Here is a 19,517-nt window from a genome sequence, read left to right as displayed (position 1 = left end):
TCGCGCAGTCGAGATGCCCGGCGCGCGTGCCCGCGATATCGACGATCACACAGGGCTGCGGGCCGGAGCCGCCGATGCGCTGCGGCGCAGGCGCGCGCACTTCGGCCGGATCGAGTTCGATCACAAGCGGCGGCGCTTCCGCGCTCGTCTCGGCTGTCTGGGCAAGGGCGCTGCCGGCGAAGAACAGTGTGGCGAAAGACGCCAGCGCAAGCGAGGCTCGCCCGATGAAGAGGGTGTCGGGCGAGCCCGCCGTCGCCGCGCGGCGCAGGAACTGGCGTGAACCAGCGCGCGGGTTCGGGAAAAGGGTGAGCGGGCGCTGACCGATGGCCAGCGCCGCTCCCGCCGCACGGGCCGGCCGTTGGCATAGCCGGTCCGTGACGGCCTCCTGCACCGCAACCTGGTCCTGTCCGTCTTTGGGGGAACCGGACCGGATCAGGCGAGTAGCGGCGCCGGAGATCTGGATAAGATGTGTCAACGCCCGGCTCCGCCCGTTGAGGGGGCCGGACGGAACCGGACGATTGCGATGGCCGGCGCCGTGGGAGCGCAGCGCGGCCGAGACAATCAGGAGCGTTGACGTGGACATGGGCCTATCCGGGCCTCAGAACCGCGTCATAAGGTCGATGAAGCCGCGATCGACGCTGAACGGCGCCGAGGCGATTTCTTCCGCCGACAGCCAGCGGAAGCCGAGGATGGTGTTCCTGGCGATTGCGTAATTGCCGCCGATCTGCCAGCCGCGATTGTTGGTGCCGCCGATGTGGAAATCGCTGTCTGCGAAGGCGTCGACCACCGCATCGCTTTCGAGGCGCCGATAGGCGACCCAGGCGTTCCAGTCGCCGCGCTTTGCCTGCCAGTCGCCGGCGAGATTGAGGTTCATCACCGATCCAACGGTCAGGCGGGCCTGCCAGCCGGCATCGCCGCCATCGTAGCGACCATTATAGGTGTCGCCATTGGGGCCGAGATTGTTCCAAGCGATGGCGGAGATCGCATCACGGTCCCAGCCGAGATTCTTGACGAAATCGCCTTCGAGCCGGACGCCGAAGCGTTCATTGGCCCGGTATTCGGCCTGGGCGCGGATGTGGAGCAGCTCGAACTTCGAGGCGAGCCCGAAATATTGATTATCCGGCTCCAGTTCGGGATTGGGCGAGCCGATATAAAGCGGATCGCGCAGCGCCATCATCGTATTGCCGTGCTGCTGGAAGGCCGGACGCAGGGCGTCGGTCGAACAGACCAGCTCGGTCCAGTAGCAGGGCTCGGACAGACGCCCGGCAATATTGTCGAAATGATAATATCCGCCGGCAAGTTTCACATTGATCTGCTCGGTCGGATTGAACTCGACCCCTGCCTGCGTCGCGAACAGATAGCGATCCTCGCTCTTGAACGGCCGTCCAGTGCCGATCTCGCCGCCCGTTTCCGGGTCGATGATTGTCGGCGCATTGCGGGTGCCGAAGTTGAGATCGGTGTTGAACACCGGGAAGGCGCCGAGCGTACCGAACAGACGCACGCCATCCGCAACAGCGCCCTGGCCGGAGATCGCGACGCCGTCGAAATTCATGTCGTTGTCGAAGACGAGATCCGACATCCACAGCGGATTGGCGAAACGGCCGAACTCCAGCGCGACATTCTCGGTCGGCGCGAGGCGGATCGACGCGCGGTCGAGCCAGAGATGATATTTGCCGCTGCCGTCGGCGCCCATCGTCTGGTTCGTCGAGACCGGCGAGCTGCTCGCGCCTGTCGCGAGACGGATATCGGCGGTGATCCAGTCGGTGATCTGGGCCTTGACGCCAAGACGCGCGCGCAGGCGGAAGCGCTGGCGATCCTCCAGCGTGTTCAGGAACGGCGCATCGATATAGCCGGTCGAACTGGCGTTGACGTTCTGCGGCTGCCCGCCATTGATCGCATCATAGTCCCAGAAGATGTCGCCATTTGCGTCGTCATAGCGGCGCGCTTCGCCGCGCACGCGCACATCGCCGTAAAGCTGGATGCGGCGCGTCCATTCCGGCGTCTCGCCGGGGCGGGCCCAGCCTTCGGCCTGGGCCTGGGTGCCAAGCTCGGCGCGCACCTGCTGCGCGATCTGCTCTCGCACGACAGGCGAAACATAGGTGACGGTCTGGGTGCCATCGGCGGCGACGCCCGCTTGCGGGAGCGGCGCCGGTGCCTGGGCCCGCGCCTGGATGGTGGCGGCCCGCGCATTGCTGATCATTCGATCGGCCTGTTCGCGGGTGATGATATTCTCGGCCACCATCTGTTCGATGAGCTGACGCGGGTCGATGCCCGTATCGTCCTGCGCGAACGCCGGCGAGCCGAGAAGCGCAGCGCCAGCGGACGCCGCCAAAAGCAGAGATTTAAGGCGGCCTGTCTGGCCGGGAACCTTCATCATTATGTCTATCCCCTTCGAGAGAGTGGTCACTGGGTGCTGCGCGGACATGCGATCAGCCTCCCGAGCGGCTGTTGATTTCGAGGCGCATGACCGGGAGCCCCGCCGGCGGCGGCGGGCAGGTCGTTCCCGAAAGCACCGCACGGATGCGCGCGGCGCGGCGGTCATCGACCCCGCTGACGCGGGCGTCGGCGATCCGGCCATTGGCGGCCATGGTGACGGCAAGCTCGGCCCTATAACGGCCGCGTGTCAGTTCACGGTCAGCCTGGGCGGCCCGCTGGATGCAGCTCTGCGCCTGCGAGGCATAGGCTCCGAACGGATTGCCGCCGCCGGGGCGGCCACCGATGCGGGTGCCTGATCCGTCTCCGCGCGCCAGCCCGTAATTGCTCGGCCCTGCGCCTTCGCGCGCGGTCAGCGCATTGTCGCCGGGGGCAGGATCATTGCTGGCGTCGGGCGGCGGCGGCGTATCGAGCGGCTGCTCGATCGGCGGCGCGATGGTCGGCTCCGGCGGCTGCTCGACCTGTTGGGGTTCGGGCGGCGGCGGAGGGGGCGGTGGCGGCGGGAGGATCACCTGCGTCGTCCGCATTTCATTGGGACGATCGGAGACGGTCTGCTTGCCCAGAAAATTGTAGCCGATCACAATCGCCAGGCCGACGCCGACCACCACCAGCACGCGGCCGAAGGTGATGGGCGATGTCTTGCGGCGGCCCCGCGGCCCATTGGGGCTTCCGGGGGCGATCAATGCGCCTGCGGCCATGATCGCCTCCCTAGGTCGTCAGCCGGACGATCGAGATCGCCGCAAGCATCAAGAGGATCGCCAGCGCCAGCAGAAACCAGGGCCGCCGATTGCGACGACGAAAGCGGCTTCGGGAGCGTTTGACACGCATGGTCCATCATCCCCTCCGCCTCAGTTCGCGCTCGGCGGGCGCGTGGACGCCATGCCAAGGCTGGGGACGCCGACCTTCGAGCAAAGGTCGAGGACCTGCATGACCTTGTCGTACTGAACCGCCCGGTCGCCGCGCAGGATCACCGCCAGGTCCGGTGTCGTCGCGATCGAAGACCGCAGCTGGCTCTCCAGTTCGGCCATAGAGACGGGGATGGCGTCGATCGACACGGTCCCGTCGTTCGATACCGCGATGACCCGGCTCTTCTGCGCCTCGAGCGTCTTGGCCGAGGAGGCGGACGGCAGGTCCACCTTGATCCCCTGAACAGCCGCCGTCGTCATCAGGATGAAGATGATGAGGAGCACCAGCACCACGTCGACGAACGGGGTGATGTTGATCTCGTTATACGGCTTCTTGCCGCCACCTACCTGCATGCCCATGGCCTGATCTCCTTAAGTTCGGGTCAAGCCGCTTTGGCGGGGACGGGTCCGGGAGCGGGCGTATCCTGCCCAGCGGGCCCGCCTGCGGGACCGACATCCTGCCAGGTCTCGGCGATGCGCTTCTCCAGCTCGTCCACGAAGATGTCGTGGTCGGCGGTGAGCTCTTCGATCCGGCTAAGCAGATAGTTGTAGCCGAACAGGGCCGGGATCGCGACGGCAAGGCCCGCGACGGTCGCGAGCAGCGCGGCGGCGATACCCGGCGCGATGGCGTTGATGTTGACCTCACCGGCAGCGGCAACGCTCGCGAAGGTGATCATGACGCCCAGCACCGTGCCGAGCAGGCCGATGAAGGGGCCGCCCGAGATGGCGATGGTCAGCAGCACCAGCTTCGAGTTGAGCTTCTGGCTTTCGCGGACGCGTCCGGCGTCGAGGGCGGATCGGATCGCCGCGATCGACTGGGCACGGATCGCAAAGCGGCTGCCGGTGGCCTTGCCTTCACGCAGGCGCTCGGTGAGCTCACGGCGCCCGATATTGTAGAGACGGCCAAGCGTGGAGTCGGCGGCGGCATTGCCCGGATCGAACGCCGGGAGGCCATCATGATCGCCTGCACGCCGCGAGATCTGGCTATAGGCGCCAATAAAGGCCTCGTTTGCGCTGCGGACGCGGCTGATCAGCAAGCCCTTGGTGATCATGATCGCAATGGCGATCGCGAGCATGAAGGCGCAGATGATGATCACGATCCATGCGTCGAGCGTCAGAGCCGAGAAGAGAATGCCGAAATGGTTGTGGCCACCGCCGGTCTCGACCTGCTGGGGCGTATCGGTCGTCACCAGCCGCGAGGCCTGGCCTTCGCTGGCGGCGGCGAGCTGGAACAGGCTCTGCGGCAGAGCGACGCCGGCGACGCGGAATTCGTCGATCTCACCGGTGAAGCCCTGACCGATGACGGCGGCGCCGGTCGCTGCCGGGAGCGCGCCCGCCAGTTCGCCCGCAGGCTGGCCATTGATGTAGAGGGTCGATTTGGCGCCGTCGTTCACCAGCGCGACATTGGCCCAGCTATCGGCCGCCAGAGCGCCGCCATTGCTGCGCGTCCCATTGGCGTCGATGAACAGCTGGCCGCCTTCTGCGACGAGGCTCACGGCACCGGGCAGGCTGAAGATCGCGCCATCGCCCGAAGGCTTCACCCAGAAACTGATGGAAAGCGGACCGGAAGCGAAGGCGGACGCAGGCAGCGTCACCGGGCTCGCGCCATCGAGAATGAGGCTCGATCCGATCAGGCCGCCCGCGTTCCGCGCTTCTCCGCCAGTGGCGTGGGCGTCATTGGCGGTGGCGTCCCGAGGGGCTCCCTCGTTGTCGAAATGATAGACAAGGCGATAGTCTGTGCTGAACGTGCCGGCTGCATCCTGCGCAGCCGCGGCGCTTTCATTGCCGTAATAGGCATAGATCGCAGAGGTCTGACCCGGCTGAAGGCCCTGGACATCAACCCAGACCAGCGCCTGTTCGTCCTGCGGCGACCAGCGCTCGATGTGGAACTTGAGCGGCGTGCGATCGTCGCCAGCCACAAAGCGCAGGTCGGAACCGTCGGCCTTCACATCCTTGAAGCTGAAATTGCCCGAGTGCAGGCGGACCAGCACCGGCGCGCGCGTGACTTCGCCAGTGATGCCGGCCGCATCGACGTTGAGATTGATCCTGGTGCGGTAGCTGTAATCGGCCTCCCACCAGGCGTGAGCCGGTGCGGCGAATGCGACAGTCGCGGCCAGCGCGATGCCACCGGCAACCGCACCCTTTTTGAGACGTGCAATAACAGACATGATTAGAATTCCCCCTGGATGCGGAAGCGAACGAAGATGTCGCCGGACTCGGATTCCGAGCCCGACCGAAGCGGAACACCGGCGTCGATCGCGCCGGTCAGATGGTTGAAGAGCTTGAGCCGCGCGCCGAGGCCGGCGCTGGAAAGCCAGGTGTTGCGGGTCGCAAGCTGGCTTTCCAGCGGCTGATGGATGCCGACATAACCGCTGTCGATGAAGGCATGGAAGCGCAGCTCATTGATGAGGTCGCTGCCCAGCATCCGGGCGAAATCCGGCGAGCGCAGTTCGGTCTGATAGGCGAAGCCATAATCGCCGATGGCCTCGGACTCATAATAGCCGCGTACGCTCGACATGCCGCCGAGCGAGAAGCCTTCGTTCGAGATCAGCGGATCGGGCGACCATTGGCCGGAGAACCGCGCGTTGAGCTGAAGATCAGGCCCGAAGGTTCGCGTGGTCTCAGCGTCCAGCTTCAAGGCGATGAAGCTCTGGCGGGCCATGTAGCGCTTGGCGTCGAAGCGCTCCCAGGGATCGCCGAGACCTCGGATGCCGAAAGTGCCCGAGAAGGTGATATTGCTGTTCGAGCGATCGCCCGCCCAGTCGCCGCGCCAGCTCGCGATCAACGGGAAATATTCGATCGGGGCAGACGCGCGGTCGGACCCGAGGATCACATCCTCCTTGAAATCCTTCCAGTCGAACCCGAGCGTCAGCGAATGATAGAAGCCTTCGCTGGAGCCAAGCGACTGGATCAGCCGGGCGCCGATCATTTTGCCCTTGCCGACAACATTGGTCCCACCGACCACTGCGATGTCACTGTCCGAGTGGACGCCGTAGAGCAGGAGCTGCGTGCCTTGCCCCAGCCGCATCAGATAATTGCCGGAGAAGACAGTACCGTCGTCGGTGCGCTCAGGGGCGGTCTGTGCGGACAGGCTTAAGGAATCTCCGCGTCCCCACATATTGTCGTAGCGGATCGTCGCGGATGCCCGCAGATCGGTCGTGGCCGAGGAGCTGAAATTGTTGAGTTCCGCCGAGGCGTGAAACGGCGAGCTTTCCTCGACCTTGAGGACGACATCGAGCGTTCCGGGCGCTTCGCCGGCGCGTAGTTCCGGCGTGACGCGGCGATTGGGATTGCTGTTGAGCGCGACGACATCGCGCTGGAAGGCGGTCAGGTTGGGCGTCTGGCCCGGCGCGACCGAGGGCGCCATCGCGCGCAGTGCATCGGCGCGTCCCGTGTCGCCTTCGACGAGCAGCTGGCCGATGGCCTGTTGCTGAACAGCCAGTTGCAGAACCCCGCCGTCGACGGATTGCTCAGGCACATAGACAGAGACCGCCACATAGCCGGCGTCCTCATAGGCTTTCTGCAAAGCCGCCCGTGCGGCCTCGACATCGGCCTCACTTCGTCCCGGCCCCATGAAGGGCAGGATCGCCCGCTCGACATCGTCGGGCGCAAGGACGGTGTTGCCCCTGACCTGGAACGCCATGATGTCGAAGCGGGCACTTGCCTCGGCGGGGGCGGCGATGGCGTCGCCAGCCCCGCCGCCCTGGGCGAGTGCCGGCGATGCGATCAACCCTATCGAGACGGCAAGCGCGACATGGCTCGCGGCACGGCGCCAGTGATCTTTATCGAACCTCAAAACCTGTACCCCCTGCCGGAAGCGCCGCACGGCTTGGAGCCGGACGGCGACCGGTCGCTGTCATCCCATGGCCGGCGCGCGCAAAGACCCGTGCTGCATTGCAGCGCCAGTTGTCGATGCGCTCTTAAGAAGGGATGCGGGCAAGTCTCAAGACATAACACATGCCCAAATGCGTTTCGTCTCGCCTAGGTCGTTTAGTATGTAAGTTGTGTTACAGAGATCGCTGGTTTACGTATTATCGTAATGCCACAGGCGAATCACTTGATAGTAATTTATGTCGCATAATATTGTATTTCTACTTCATTGCAGCAGAAATTGCGCCCTGACTATTCGTCAGGACGCTAGAGGAATTATTGTCTCCCATGAGCGGGAGGAAGGTTCAGTCGCGCATGGCGCGAAAGGCCCGCGTGCGGGTCTTGCTCGGAGTTTCTCCAAAGTGACGTTGATAGGTCCGGCTCATCACGCCAGGCGCCCCGAAACCGGCGGCGAGCGCGATGTCGCTGATGGAACGGCTTTCGGTCACGCTCTCCAGGCGCGCTCTCACCCACTCGATACGGATTTGCTGAACGAGCTGGGTAACGGTGATTCCGAGACAGGTACGGAAGTTCCGGCGCAAGGTGCCGGGCGTCACGCCCACCATCGGCGCGAGATCGTTGATCGTCCAACTGTGCTGCGGGTTGGCGCGGATATGCTCGACGGCGCGCTGCACCGAGCGCGCGACGGGAAAGAGCGTGTCGGCAACGTCATCGTCGCGCAACCGCTTCACCAGTCCATCGAGCGTCCGCCGTTCCAGGACAGGATCGTCATGGCCGGGCTCCGCTGCAACCGAAGCGCGCGGCAGACGGGCGCCCAGATCGTCGAGCGACCAGTTGAAGAGATGATCGATCGCGGCGAGGCGGCGCGGACTGCCAAGCGCGCGCGAGGCGGCCGACTGGATGGCGGCGCGCGGAATATGCAGGAAGAGCGCGCTCGAACCGGCGGTGCAGACAACGGCCGTCCGCGTAATGGCGCCAAGCAGCAACGCCGAACCGGCGCGGAGCGTCTGGGCTTCGCCTTCCGTCACCACCACGGTCATCCCAGTGATCGGCAGGACGATATGGACGGTCGTGTCGGTCGAGGAGAGCGCGACAACGCGCTGGCGCGGAAAAGCCCGATAATCGAAGTCGAGCGGACCGAGCTTGAAGCGTTGCCGCAAGACCGCGGGGCGTGCTGCTTCATCAACGGCGACCGCCTGACGATGGGGCACGACTGCGCGAACGGATGGCAGGGCGATCGCCCTGTTATCCGCGTCATGCGTCTCCAATCTGATGGCCATAGTCGGGTGCATGGTCATGGTCCTCGATTGGAAGACCAATCTCGCGACATCGAACGAAAGACTTTTTTCGCTTCGAGGCATTTTTCTTCAGCCCGGCATCGCGAAAGAATTCCGCGGCCCGGCCAGCTGTCACGAAGACGCGATAAATTCTGCCTACGGGCTGAGCATTTGAATGACAGTGGGATGACGGGCGGACGATGAGTCGGGAGGTCTCGACACGACTGATAGGCTGGCTCGCCTCGCTCTCCATGCACGCTGTCATGGGGGCCGCTCTCTTATGGGCCTGGGACAAGGGCACGCCTGTGCGCGATGTCGCCGGCGGCGATCGCGGTTCGGTTTTGATCGTCGAACTCATCCCGCTCGATCCGGCGGATGGACGCGCTCGCGACGATAGCCCACAACGCGGCGAAATGGCGGAGGCCCTCTCTCAGCCACGCCCCCCGGAGACCTCCGGGCTGACCGGAGACCCTGACCCTTTGCCGCGCGCTGCCGGGCCTGAGTCAGATGGGACGCACGCCAGTGCCGAGGCGCAGGGCGAAGCACATGATCTGGCCAATCTCCCGAACGCCGATGTCCTCGCTTATCGCCGGCGACTGGAGGCTCATCTGGCGCGTTACCGCATCTATCCCGCCGGCGCGCGCGATGCGGGGCGCGAGGGCGTGGTCATGCTGCACTTCATCATGTCGCGTGACGGGCGGGTGATCCAGGCCTGGGTTGGGGAAAGCTCCGGCGTAACCGACATCGACCGGGAAGCGGTCGCCGCGGTCATGCGCGCGCAGCCCCTCCCGGCTTTCCCGGAAGGCTGGCCCGGCCAGCTCAGCGTCGTCATCCCGGTGACCTTCAGGCTCGGATGACGAGGATTGCGCGCATCCCCTTCATTGCAGTCAGGCGAAGTGGACAAGGGCTTCTGCTCTATGCCGCCATCGTCCTCACGATCTGCATGGCCGGGGTGGCGGCAGCCCAGACAGCGCCGGCGATGCAGGAGCGGCGCTACGATATTCCTGCCCAGCCCGTGGCGCAGGCGATCGCCGAGTTTGCGACCGTGAGCGGCGTCAACATCATCTATCGCCAAAGCCTCGCCGGCGCGCGGCAGTCCACACCGCTCCGCGGCGTCTATGCCGCGCCTGCGGCCCTTCGACATCTTCTGCAAGGCACCGGCCTCTCGGCGCGCTTCACCGGCCCCAACTCTGCGGTGATTTTCGTCGAGGGCCAGCCGCCGCCATCCGACCGGGCTGGGAATGCGGCGGCGGCTGGCCCGTCCGCGCTCCATCTCGACATGGCGGAAGTTCGCGCGCCGCGCCTAGTCGGTCGCCGCGATCCAAGCGCCTACAATCAATATGCCCAGCGCGTTCAGACGGAAATCTTCGAGCGCCTGAAGCGCGACGGCGCCTATGAGGGGCGCAGTTTCCGCATCGAGATCGCCGTCTCCGTCGATCCGACCGGCCGCATCGATGAGGTGCGCCTGATGCGCGGCAGTTCCGAACCCGATTGGGACGCCCGCGTCCGCCAGATCCTGTTCGGCGCGATTATCAGCAGCCCGCCGCCCGAGGGGCTCAGCCGCTCGATGCGCTTCGAAGTGGAGACCGACCGTCTTGCAGGGCGCGCCGCTCCACCTGGCGGGAGGCGGCGTCCATGAGCGCGACGCGGGCCAGTATCAAAACAACGCTGGCGCTCCGTTACACCCAGATTCGCGATCGCCTGGCCGCGCGCCTTGGCTCGCAAGACCTGGCTGGCGAAGCATTGCACGAGACCTGGATCAAGTTCAGCGATCTCAAAGATGACGCGCCGGTCAACGACCCCGACGCTTATATCTATCGCGCGGCGATCAACATGGCCGCGACCATGTCGGCCAAACAGCGCCGGGTATTGGGCAGCCAGGATATCGAAGACATATTGTCGATCCCGGATGACGCGCCCGGACCCGAGCGGATCGCTCTGGCGCGCAGCGAACTCGCCCATGTCTGGAAAGTGCTGGGTGAACTGACGCCCCGCCAGCGCCACGTCTTCATCGAGAGTTTCACCGGCACGATGAGCCATGAGCAACTCGCCGATCACTATGGCGTGACGGTCCGGCTGATCCAGATGGACCTGCGCGGCGCCATCTTGCACTGCGCGCGCCGCACCCGGCGAAAAAACCCTTTCGCTGAGCGGGCCGCTCGCGTGTCTACCCGATAGGAGGAGAAAGAATTGAGGATGCAGACCGCGCAATGGCCGCGCCCGTTGGATCCGGATTGCCGATGACGGATCGGGAGATCCGTGAAGATGACGCCGACGACCTGCTCGTCGAAGCGGCCGATTGGCTCGTCTGCCTGACGTCCGGCGCAGCGACGGACGATGATGCCGCGCGGCTCGCGGCATGGCGCGCCACCAGCCTGGCGCACGAGGCCGCCTTTCGTGAGATTGCCGGCGTGCGCAATTACGCCGTCGCGGCGAAGCACAACAAGCAGCCCGCCATGGTGAGCCGCCGCGCTGTTCTGGCCGGCGGCGGCACGGTGGCCGTCGCCGCACTGACGCTGGGCGTCGCCAGACCGCCGCTTGGCCTCTGGCCTTCCTTTGCCGAACTCACCGCGGATCATCGGACCGCTATCGGAGAGCGCTACGCATTTGCGCCCGTGAGCGGGGTGAAGGTGGAGATGAATTCCCGCACCGCCATTTCCCTGCTCGACACGACCCGCGACGGCGCCAACGGGATCAGCCTCGTGGTCGGCGAAGCCTTCATCACCGCCGGGGAGCGCGGTGCGCCGTTCCGGGTGAAGGCCGGTGCAGTGGAGGCCTCGACGCATCGCGCCAGCTTCAACGTCCAGCGCCTCGACGGCGGCGTTCGCGTCGCCTGTGTCGATGGAGAGGTGACATGCCGTGGAGGCGATCGGCCGCTCATGCTGCGCGCGAATGAACAGGTGTTTGTCGCAGCCGATGGCGGAACACGTCGCAGCGAGATCGACGGCGCCAAGGCGACGGCCTGGCGACGCGGCCTGCTGATCTTCGAAGGCGCTTCGCTGGCCGAAGTGGTCGACCAGATCAATCTCTACCGCTCGGGCAAGATCGTGCTCGCCAATGCGGCGCTGGGCGGCCTTGAGGTCAATGCGATCTTCCACACCAACCGGATCGAGGAAGCCGTCCCGCAGATCGAGCAATTGCTGAACCTGCGCGCCCGCCATCTTGCCGGCGGCGTGGTGGTGATGAGCTAACCCATTTCCGGCCATTCCCGCGCCTCGACCGCATACAATGATCCGAAAACGAGCCATGCATAGTAGCAATGATATGTTTTAGGATCTTTTATTGATTGCGCTTCATTGATATGATACCTATTCAGATCAATTGTCAGTCGATCGATCCGCAAAGGTATCAAATGGAAGACCGCACGTTGAAAGAGATCGGCGACCATCTTCGGCGCGCTCGGCAGGCCGCGCGGCTGACCCAGGAACAAGTCGCCGATCTCGCCGGCATATCACGCCCACGCTATCGCGACATTGAGACAGGGGCTGCGGCGGCGCGCGCCACGACATTGATCAACATCGCCCGGGCGGTCGGCCTTGAGATGATGCTGGTGCCCCAGGCGATGGCGCCGGCTGTGGCGGCGCTCTTACATCCGGAGACAGAGGACGATCGCCCAGCCTTCAGCCCGCAACCGGAAGAGCGGTGATGACAGCCTTGCCAACCGCTGAGACGATAACCTCTCTGGATGTGTTGCTGAAGGACGTGAAGGTCGGCACGATCGTCAGAACGCCCGGTGATTTCAGCGCCTTCAGCCTTGATCCGGCCTATCGCGCGACAGGCGGCGTTCCGGTTCTGAGCCTGTCCCTTCGCTCGGCCTCAGGGGATTTGCGTAAAGACCCGCGCCCCGTCTCTGGCGCCTTGCCGCCCTTTTTCGCCAATCTCCTGCCCGAAGACCGTTTGCGCGCAGCAATGGAGAAGCACCACGCCGGCACTGTGCGGCCAGGCAATGATTTTGATCTCCTGGCGGCGCTCGGCGCAGACTTGCCCGGCGCTGTGCGCGTATTGCCCTCTGACGGACAGGCCAGCGTCACGACGACAGCCTCACATGGGCCACGCAAGGCTCGTTTTTCGCTGGCGGGCGTGCAAATGAAGCTCTCGGTGATGAAGAACACCGGCAAGGGCGGAGGTCTGACGCTGCCGTTTGGTGACGGCGAAGGACAATATATCGCCAAGTTCCCATCCACCGCCTTTCCGGGCGTATCGGAAAACGAATTTGCCAATCTCGCGCTTGCCGAAGCAATCGGGATGGATGTCCCCGAGCGGGAGCTTCTCAGCCGCGACCAGTTTGAGGGGATACCCGGAGAATTTGAAACACTTGCAGAAGGCCTGGTTCTCCTCGTTCGCCGTTTCGATCGCACGGCGAATGGACAGCGCGTCCATATTGAAGATTTCGCGCAGATCTTCGGCCTTTATCCCGCACGTAAATATGACGGGGCCGCCTTCCACGACATCGCTTCGGTGCTGAACGTCGCAATCTCACCCTTCGCCGCGCTGGAATTCGTCCGCAGACTGACCCTCTCGGTTGTGATGGGCAACGGCGATATGCATCTCAAGAACTGGTCGTTGATCTATCCAGGTGCGGGCGACACCCCAGCACTGGCGCCGATCTACGACACGCTTTCGACGGTTCCCTATATTCCCTCAGATGGCCTAGCGCTGTCGCTTGGCGGTGAGCGATCGTTCAAGGCACTGGGTCCGGCTCGGTGGAAGGCCTTCGCCAATCGGGCAAGACTTCCAGAGCCCGCCGTGCTCAAAGCCGTGGCGGAGACAGTGCAGCGCATCGACGCGCATTGGTGGACCTTGCCAGCACGCGTCGTCGTTCCGCCAGCTGTGCTGGAGCGGATCGATGCGCATGTAAAAACCATGATGCCAATCCTGACGGATTGAGCGGCCTGGCGGGCTGACAAGGTTAATTATTTCGTTCCGATGACAGAATCCGTTTCGTTTGCAGCCGCCTCCGCTGGTCTTTCAGTCAGGAGGAAGTGATGTGAGCAACGGATTTCCAGGGGCGGGTCGACAGACTGTCCCGGATATCCCTCCCTTCCTCCGTCGGGGAGGTCGGCCGTGCCACTGGAAACGAAACAATTACGCTACGCCGTCCTCGCGGCGGAAATGAGGAGCTTTTCGAGGGCGGCGGCCCTGTTGCGAATCAAGCAGGCGACACTTAGTCGCAACGTCTTGCTGCTGGAGCACCGGCTCGGCGTGAAGCTTTTCGAGCGGCGAACGCGCGGTGCGACCCTGACGGCGGAAGCGCTGCCGATCATCGCGGCCGCCCGCCGTATCGTTAATGAGATCGACAATCTGCAAACGCGAGCGCGCGCGATGCGCAATGGCGATGCCGGCGAACTCACAATCGGGTTTTGCAGCTCGCTGACAGCGGGCGACCTGCGGTTTGCGATCGTAGAATTCCAGCGGCGCTTCCCGGACGTCCGACTGAACGGAGTCGAGCGCGATCGCTGCTTTCTCCATCATGCGCTTCATGCCGGCGTGATCGATCTCGCCGTCGTGACCGGCGAACTGGCAGATCCGGCCGTGAAACGACGGTCGCTTTGGTCCGAGCGCGTATTGGTCGCACTGCCGGAGGGTCATCCCCTCGTCGAAGCCGAACGGATCTATTGGCCCGATCTGCGACGCCAGACATTCGTGCTGGGAACGCAAGACCCTGGCCCGGACCTGATGCGGCTGATGCAAGCCCGACTGGCCGAGCCTGGCTTTCAACCCGAAGTCGAAACCCAGGATGTCAGCCGCGAGAATGTTCTGGCGATGGTCTCGGCAGGCTGGTTCCTTACCCTCGTTTCGGAATCGGCGCTGGGGGTCAATCATCCTGGCATCGTCTTCCGGGAGGTTCATGAACCGACCGGCCAGGCCCGGATCGACTATGGCTGCTACTGGCGCAGCGACGACACGAGCCCAGCGCTGCGGCGCTTCCTCGGCCTCATCCGCGAGCGCTATCCCGATGCCTGATCACGGCCCGGCCGGCGTCAGCAGATTTCCGAAGCGACTAGAAGGAGTGAACAGGATGCACGGCAAGACAGTGGCGGTCGCGATCATCGCGCTGGTAATCGGCTTTGGGTTCGGCTTCGTTCTGCGCCCGGCTATCCTGCCGATCGACGCGGCGAACCGGGAGGTCAGTGTGAACTTGCCACTCCCTTCGGCCGTGCCTCGCGGCACACAGTATTTCGCCGCCAATCTCGAAAAAGCCAGGAGTGTGGTCGACCGATGCCGGGATGGCAGCGTGCGTGGCGATGAATGCGCCAATGCCGAGACCGCCATTGTCGAGGCGGAGGGCAGGGAAAGGTTCGAAGCCTTCATGGGCCGATAACGGCGGAGAGGCTTGCGCGCATGGTTCCCGGCGCCATCTGTTCTTGTATTGCAATTTACGCTACATGCGCTAAATGGGATGTGGTTTGGAGATTCCCGATGCCCCGTCTAGCCGAGCGAAAAGATCATCCGCTTTCCATGCGGTTGCCTGACGCAGATATCGCGATCATCGACCGTGCGGCGATGCTGCGCGGGCGTTCTCGGACGGATTTCGTGCGAGACGCGGCGGTTCGGGCCGCCGAAGACGTGCTGATGGAGACCCTTCCGGTGCGCATGAGCGCGGCGAGTTTCGACGCTTTCATGGAAGCGTTGTCCGGGCCGCCGGTTCCTGTGCCGGAGATGATCGAACTGATCCGGCGTCCTGCGCCGTGGGAGACAAGTGCGACAAGCGAGGATTGAACCTTGGTTCTTTCCGGACCCGAGGCTCTCAGCGCCCAACACAACATCTCGGATTTTTCCTGCGGTAAACCGACACTTGACCGCTGGCTGAAGACGCGTGCGCTGTCGAACCAGGAAAAGGGATTTACAGCGGTCATCGTGGTGCATGAGCATTATCGCGTCGTCGGCTACTATGGGCTGGCGCCCACGGCTATCGTCCCCGGACGGCTGCCTCGATCGATCCGTACCGGCCAGCCGCCCGACCCGGTTCCCTGCCTGCTGCTCGGCCAACTTGCGACCGACGAACGGTGGACAGGCAAGGGTATTGGCACAGGGCTCGTCAAACATGCGCTTCAACGATGCGTCACGGCCGCTTCATTGATCGGCGGGCGTGCGCTCGTGGTGAACGCGGTGGATGATGACGCTGCGTCATTCTGGACCAGGCGAGGCTTCGTCGCCTCCAAGGATGATCCGCTGATATTGTTCCGTTCGGTTGCGGATATCGCGGCTTCGATCACTGCGGCCCATCACTGACATATCCCGCCGGTGGGTACGCACATCCGCTTGTTGGGAGATAGCAGTTTAGCCATACCTTTAGTTACGCGCGCTAATCACCGCACGAACGCTGCGCTACATTTCCCGCGCCTGACGGCGCGCTTTCGAGAACCCGCGATCCGTCGCCATAAACCGTTCCAGCATTGGGGCGATCAGCCGGACCGGGGCGACCGGCTGTGGCGCGCCGGTCGACTGAGCCAGCACGCGGCCATAATCCTCAAGATCGCGATGGATGGAGGCCGGCAATTCAATGGTGAGCCGGACCGGCTTGTCTTCGGCGAGATCGCCAAGTTTGAGCTTGGTCATCGTGTCTGTCTCCAGCGCTCCAGCACTAGATCGCGGCTCACGAGAACACGGACCGGGTAGCCGGGCCGCACCGTGAGCGTGGGCTGGATGTTGAGCTGGCGGCGGACAATGTCCTGACCCGCCTGGTTGATCGTATTCTGGCCGCCGTCGCGGATGGCGCGCGCGATGTCGTCATCCGAATCGGTCCCGAGTTCCGCGCCGATGCTGAGCAGCGTTGAAAGGCCTGCGGCGCGCAGGATGCCGCCCCAATGCTCGTTGACGCGGTCCTCGATGCCGGCATAGCCGGAGGCGTCGCCTGCGGGTTGGCGATCGAGAATGATCGAACGCCCATCGGGCAGGATCAGCCGGTTCCAGACCAGAAGTACGCGGCGCTGTCCGAACGCGACCTCCGCGTCATAGTCGCCGATCAACCGCGATCCTTGCGGAATGAGCAATGTGCGGCCTGTCGGACTGTCGTAGACGCTCTGTGTGACTTGGGCGGTGACCTGTCCAGGCAGATCGGAGCTGATCCCGGTGATGAGGGCGGCCGCGATCACGCTGCCTGCCTGCACGACATGGGGCGAGACCGGATCGACGAGGCGGCCGCTGTTGATGGTTCTGCTCTCCGGGCCGCGCTCGACGAACTCCCGCTTGGCGCGTTGCATGTTCGGCCCATCCGCCGGTTCCGGTGTCGCGGGTGTTGCCGCGCCGAGGGCCGCGAGATCGATACCGGGAACCGCCCCACCCGTGCCAGGGGCTTGAACTTGGACCGGAGCACCGGCCTGACCGCCCAGAAAGAGCCGGCTCGCGATGGCGGCTTCCCGTTCCTGCTCGGCACGCTGGGCCGCCAGCTCTTCCGGCGTCATGCCCTGCGCGCCGGGCGGCGACGCCATATCGGGAGCCGCTGCGTCCCCTTGTTGGGCGGCGAGAATCGGGCCGCCCAGATCGCCGGGGAGCGGCGCTCCGAGTTGAGGCACGCCAGGCGGCAACTGGCTATAGTCTCGCGGCGCCGCGGCGACCTGTTCGGTCACGGCTCGACTGTCGGTGTTGTAGAGTTCCTCGGGCGCTTGTCGGTCACGGCTCTGGAGCGCGAAGGTCAGAGCACCGCCCACGGCCAGGGCACCGACCGCACCCAGGGTTGCGATGGCTTTGCGCGACAGGCGCATGACGCGCGGCGGATCGCCGCGCAGCCGAAAGCCCGCAGGGTCCGCGAGCGGCTGAGGATCTTCCAGAAGCTGCTCGTCTCGCGGCTCTTGCGACGGCGCTTCGCGGGGACCGCGTTCCGCGTCTTCCGCCCCGCGATCGAATGTCGAAGGCGCCGCTGCATCATCCTGCCGTCCCGGCGCGTCGAGCGCCGCGCGGGGCTCGTGCGCGCTGCTCATCGCCGGGTCCTGCGCTGGCGCTGTCCGTCGTCGCGAACGATGCGGACGGTCTGCTGGCGCTCCCCGCCAAGACGGAGTTCGGCGGCCGCAAAGAGGCGATCGACGACCATATGGCGATCCGCCACACGATAGTTGACCAGCTCGCCGCCGCCTTCCGGACCGATTACGAACAACGGTGGCATTTCCCCTTGTGCGATACCGGCGGGAAACTCGATGAACACTTGCGCGCTGTCGTCGAACGCTCGAACCGGGCGCCAGGGCGCTTCGTCGCCCTCGATCCGATAGCGGAAGTTGAGCCGGGATACGTCGACGCCGGTGGCGACGGGTGTTGATGACGCGGCATGGCTGTTCTGCGCGCGCAACGCGATCAGGCGGTCGTGTGGATAGGTCCAGGAGACCGAGGCCATCCAGGTGGCCTGGGTGGCGCGCAGTTCGACATGATAGGTACGACGGTTGGTGTTTATGACCAGGTTGGTTGAAAGATCCGGCCGCGTTGGCTTCACGAGAATATGAACCCGAGCAGACGTCCCGGAGCCGCTCACCGTATCACCGATGATCCAGCGCACCGTGTCGCCGGCCGCAACCGGCCCGGGCCCAACGAGCTGTTCGCCTTCCTGCAGGGCGATATCGGTGACCTGTCCGGGTGCGGCATATACCTGATAGAGCGCGCCATCCGACCATGGGTAGACCTGGATCGCGTTGATGAAGCCGTCGCGCACTGGCTGCATCCGAGCCGCGGCATTGGCCTGGTTGACGCGTACCGAAGGGTCAGCGGGCTCGGGCGGCGCGCTGCTCTCGGTAACGGGCATCAATTGGCCGGGGAGCGGCAGCGGCTCCGGCACGGTGACGATCTCGACTGGCGCGGGAGGCGACGGCGTGTGAACGGCCGCGATGGCGGGCGCATCGTCGTAGCGGATTAAGGGCGGCTTCGCCGCGCTGGTGGCGCAGGCCGACAGCGTGGATACGGAAATCAGCAAAGCCGGAAGCACGTAGGTACAGCGCGACTGGCGAGGCGATGATGCGGATACGGTCATTGGCCCAGTTCCTTCGACCAGTTGATGGCGTTGACGTAGACGCCGAGCGGGTTCTTTCTCAGCCGTTCGGGATCGCGGGGCGGCTGCACGGCAACGGTGAGGATGGCTGACCAACGCTCGATCGCCGCAAGACTGCCGTCCTGATAGCGCCGCTCGATCCAGGCGACGCGGAAGCTGTCGGGCGAAGCTCTGATGACGCTGGAGATCTCGGTGGCGATCTGGATGCGGCCGACATTGGCGAATGGATCGTTCGTGCGCGCATAGTCATTGAGCGCCACGGCGCCCCGATCGGTGGTGAAGTCATAGGCGCGTAGCCAGTTCTCGCGCACGATCACCGGGTCGGCGGGAATGCTGCGGACCTGTTCGATAAACCGCGCCAGATGGAATGCGATCTGCGGATCGGTTGGCCGATAGTCTCCATTGGCCGGCGCGACGGTCTGGGCCTGGCCCAGTTTGTCGACCTCAACAATCCAGGGCGTAATCGTGCCGCGTGCGCCCTGCCAGACAAGGCCGCCCGCAAGTCCCGCGGACAGGGCGAGACAGCCGAAAGCGATTAGCCGCCAGTTCCGCGCCTGAACGCGCGCCGAGCCAATTCGGTCATCCCATGCCTGCGCGGCGCGTTGATAGGGTGTTTCCGGATCGACGGCCTTGCCGTAACGAATGGAGGGGCGCTTGAACATGAGCCGTCAGTCCTTTTGCTTGATGTCGGGCGACATGCCGCCGCCACCGCGATCGCCGGAGCGCACAGCGTGCGTGATCGCGGTAACGCCGCGTTGCAGCGCCTGTTGGCGCTTCATCGCCTGAGCCCATGCAGGCGGTGAACCGAGCGAAGAGCCGGGCGTGGCTGACGCTGTAGCCGGTGCGCTGCCCGAACCGCCGGGACCGCCCGAGATGGTCCCGCCGGATGCGGTGAAGCCAGCACGGGCGCCGGAGTGGAAGTTGGATTTCATGCTGTCGCCAGCCTTGGCGGCGGCTTTCCTGATCGGGGCCATAGCGGCCTTGGCCGCGCCGCCTGCGGCCGACTGGCCGACAGCGGAAAGCCCGCCCGCGACCGCGCCGGCACCGCTTTTCCCAAGCGATCCCAGGCTGTAGCTGCTCGCCGCGGCGCCAGCGGCG

General features: G+C 64.8%; 21 protein-coding genes and 1 pseudogene. 10 read left to right on the top strand and 12 right to left on the bottom strand.

The window, feature by feature from the left end:
- The 7 genes from D2V17_RS04805 to D2V17_RS04775 form a co-directional block, all read right to left on the bottom strand.
- Positions 1-475: hypothetical protein (locus D2V17_RS04805; protein WP_147367232.1), on the bottom strand; the 475-nt coding region annotated here is incomplete at its 3' end.
- Between the two features lie 123 nt (positions 476-598).
- Positions 599-2,377 (bottom strand): putative porin, encoded by a 1,779-nt coding sequence (locus D2V17_RS04800; protein ID WP_039577964.1) that lies wholly within the window; start codon positions 2,375-2,377, stop codon positions 599-601.
- 52 nt (positions 2,378-2,429) lie between these two features.
- A complete protein-coding gene (locus D2V17_RS04795) occupies positions 2,430-3,131 on the bottom strand; it encodes a cell envelope integrity TolA family protein (RefSeq protein ID WP_039577960.1) in 702 nt (233 codons plus the stop codon).
- A gap of 150 nt (positions 3,132-3,281) precedes the next feature.
- Positions 3,282-3,698, bottom strand: coding sequence for an ExbD/TolR family protein (locus D2V17_RS04790; RefSeq protein WP_015460402.1), 417 nt, complete (start codon positions 3,696-3,698; stop codon positions 3,282-3,284).
- A 23-nt stretch (positions 3,699-3,721) separates the two neighbouring features.
- Complete coding sequence (locus tag D2V17_RS04785; RefSeq protein WP_052208619.1) at positions 3,722-5,506, bottom strand: DUF2341 domain-containing protein; 1,785 nt, start codon at positions 5,504-5,506, stop codon at positions 3,722-3,724.
- 2 nt (positions 5,507-5,508) lie between these two features.
- Entirely contained in the window at positions 5,509-7,134 is a 1,626-nt protein-coding gene (locus D2V17_RS04780) for a ShlB/FhaC/HecB family hemolysin secretion/activation protein (protein WP_052209009.1), read from the bottom strand.
- Positions 7,135-7,513: 379 nt separating this feature from the next.
- Positions 7,514-8,467 carry a helix-turn-helix domain-containing protein gene (locus D2V17_RS04775; protein ID WP_191229078.1) on the bottom strand — a complete coding sequence of 318 codons (954 nt, stop codon included), beginning with the start codon at positions 8,465-8,467 and terminating at the stop codon, positions 7,514-7,516.
- A gap of 230 nt (positions 8,468-8,697) precedes the next feature.
- Here D2V17_RS04775 and D2V17_RS04770 point away from each other — a divergent pair, with 230 nt between their 5' ends.
- The 10 genes from D2V17_RS04770 (at position 8,698) to D2V17_RS04725 (ending at position 15,679) form a co-directional block, all read left to right on the top strand.
- Positions 8,698-9,303 (top strand): energy transducer TonB family protein, encoded by a 606-nt coding sequence (locus tag D2V17_RS04770; RefSeq protein WP_220474065.1) that lies wholly within the window; start codon positions 8,698-8,700, stop codon positions 9,301-9,303.
- Entirely contained in the window at positions 9,300-10,085 is a 786-nt protein-coding gene (locus D2V17_RS04765; protein WP_052208615.1) for a secretin and TonB N-terminal domain-containing protein, read from the top strand. The genes D2V17_RS04770 and D2V17_RS04765 overlap by 4 nt, the downstream gene beginning before the upstream one ends.
- Complete coding sequence (locus D2V17_RS04760) at positions 10,082-10,624, top strand: RNA polymerase sigma factor (RefSeq protein WP_039577955.1); 543 nt, start codon at positions 10,082-10,084, stop codon at positions 10,622-10,624. Before D2V17_RS04765 ends, D2V17_RS04760 begins: the two co-directional genes overlap by 4 nt.
- Positions 10,625-10,656: 32 nt before the next feature.
- Positions 10,657-11,637, top strand: coding sequence for a FecR family protein (locus tag D2V17_RS04755; protein ID WP_039577952.1), 981 nt, complete (start codon positions 10,657-10,659; stop codon positions 11,635-11,637).
- A gap of 110 nt (positions 11,638-11,747) precedes the next feature.
- Positions 11,748-12,092, top strand: a complete 345-nt coding sequence (locus tag D2V17_RS04750; protein WP_245978537.1) for a helix-turn-helix domain-containing protein — start codon at positions 11,748-11,750, stop codon at positions 12,090-12,092.
- 41 nt (positions 12,093-12,133) lie between these two features.
- Positions 12,134-13,333 carry a type II toxin-antitoxin system HipA family toxin gene (locus D2V17_RS04745; protein WP_245978538.1) on the top strand — a complete coding sequence of 400 codons (1,200 nt, stop codon included), beginning with the start codon at positions 12,134-12,136 and terminating at the stop codon, positions 13,331-13,333.
- Positions 13,334-13,510: 177 nt separating this feature from the next.
- Positions 13,511-14,410, top strand: a complete 900-nt coding sequence (locus D2V17_RS04740) for a LysR family transcriptional regulator (protein WP_039577947.1) — start codon at positions 13,511-13,513, stop codon at positions 14,408-14,410.
- Between the two features lie 55 nt (positions 14,411-14,465).
- Positions 14,466-14,768: a hypothetical protein gene (locus tag D2V17_RS04735; protein ID WP_039577945.1), complete on the top strand. Its 303-nt coding sequence runs from the start codon at positions 14,466-14,468 to the stop codon at positions 14,766-14,768.
- 137 nt (positions 14,769-14,905) lie between these two features.
- Positions 14,906-15,166 (top strand): type II toxin-antitoxin system TacA family antitoxin, encoded by a 261-nt coding sequence (locus D2V17_RS04730; RefSeq protein ID WP_245978535.1) that lies wholly within the window; start codon positions 14,906-14,908, stop codon positions 15,164-15,166.
- Between the two features lie 3 nt (positions 15,167-15,169).
- A complete protein-coding gene (locus tag D2V17_RS04725) occupies positions 15,170-15,679 on the top strand; it encodes a GNAT family N-acetyltransferase (RefSeq protein WP_039577939.1) in 510 nt (169 codons plus the stop codon).
- Positions 15,680-15,775: 96 nt separating this feature from the next.
- Here D2V17_RS04725 and D2V17_RS04720 read toward each other — a convergent pair whose 3' ends face one another.
- The 5 genes and pseudogenes from D2V17_RS04720 to D2V17_RS04700 all read right to left on the bottom strand — a co-directional run.
- Positions 15,776-16,006 carry a DUF2274 domain-containing protein gene (locus D2V17_RS04720; protein WP_039577936.1) on the bottom strand — a complete coding sequence of 77 codons (231 nt, stop codon included), beginning with the start codon at positions 16,004-16,006 and terminating at the stop codon, positions 15,776-15,778.
- Positions 16,003-17,367, bottom strand: a complete 1,365-nt coding sequence (locus D2V17_RS04715) for a TraB/TrbI/VirB10 family type IV secretion system protein (protein WP_081997453.1) — start codon at positions 17,365-17,367, stop codon at positions 16,003-16,005. The genes D2V17_RS04720 and D2V17_RS04715 overlap by 4 nt, the downstream gene beginning before the upstream one ends.
- On the bottom strand, positions 17,364-18,401 hold the full coding sequence (gene trbG, locus D2V17_RS04710; protein WP_052208611.1) for a P-type conjugative transfer protein TrbG: 1,038 nt from the start codon (positions 18,399-18,401) through the stop codon (positions 17,364-17,366). The genes D2V17_RS04715 and trbG overlap by 4 nt, the downstream gene beginning before the upstream one ends.
- Positions 18,398-19,081: a conjugal transfer protein TrbF gene (trbF, locus tag D2V17_RS04705; RefSeq protein ID WP_039577933.1), complete on the bottom strand. Its 684-nt coding sequence runs from the start codon at positions 19,079-19,081 to the stop codon at positions 18,398-18,400. Before trbF ends, trbG begins: the two co-directional genes overlap by 4 nt.
- A 6-nt stretch (positions 19,082-19,087) precedes the next feature.
- Positions 19,088-19,517 (bottom strand): annotated as a pseudogene (locus D2V17_RS04700) (P-type conjugative transfer protein TrbL); the annotation flags it as partial.

Source organism: Aurantiacibacter xanthus, assembly GCF_003584015.1.
Classification (GTDB): Bacteria; Pseudomonadota; Alphaproteobacteria; order Sphingomonadales; family Sphingomonadaceae; genus Alteraurantiacibacter; species Alteraurantiacibacter xanthus.
This window is presented reverse-complemented; position numbering and strand designations above follow the sequence as displayed.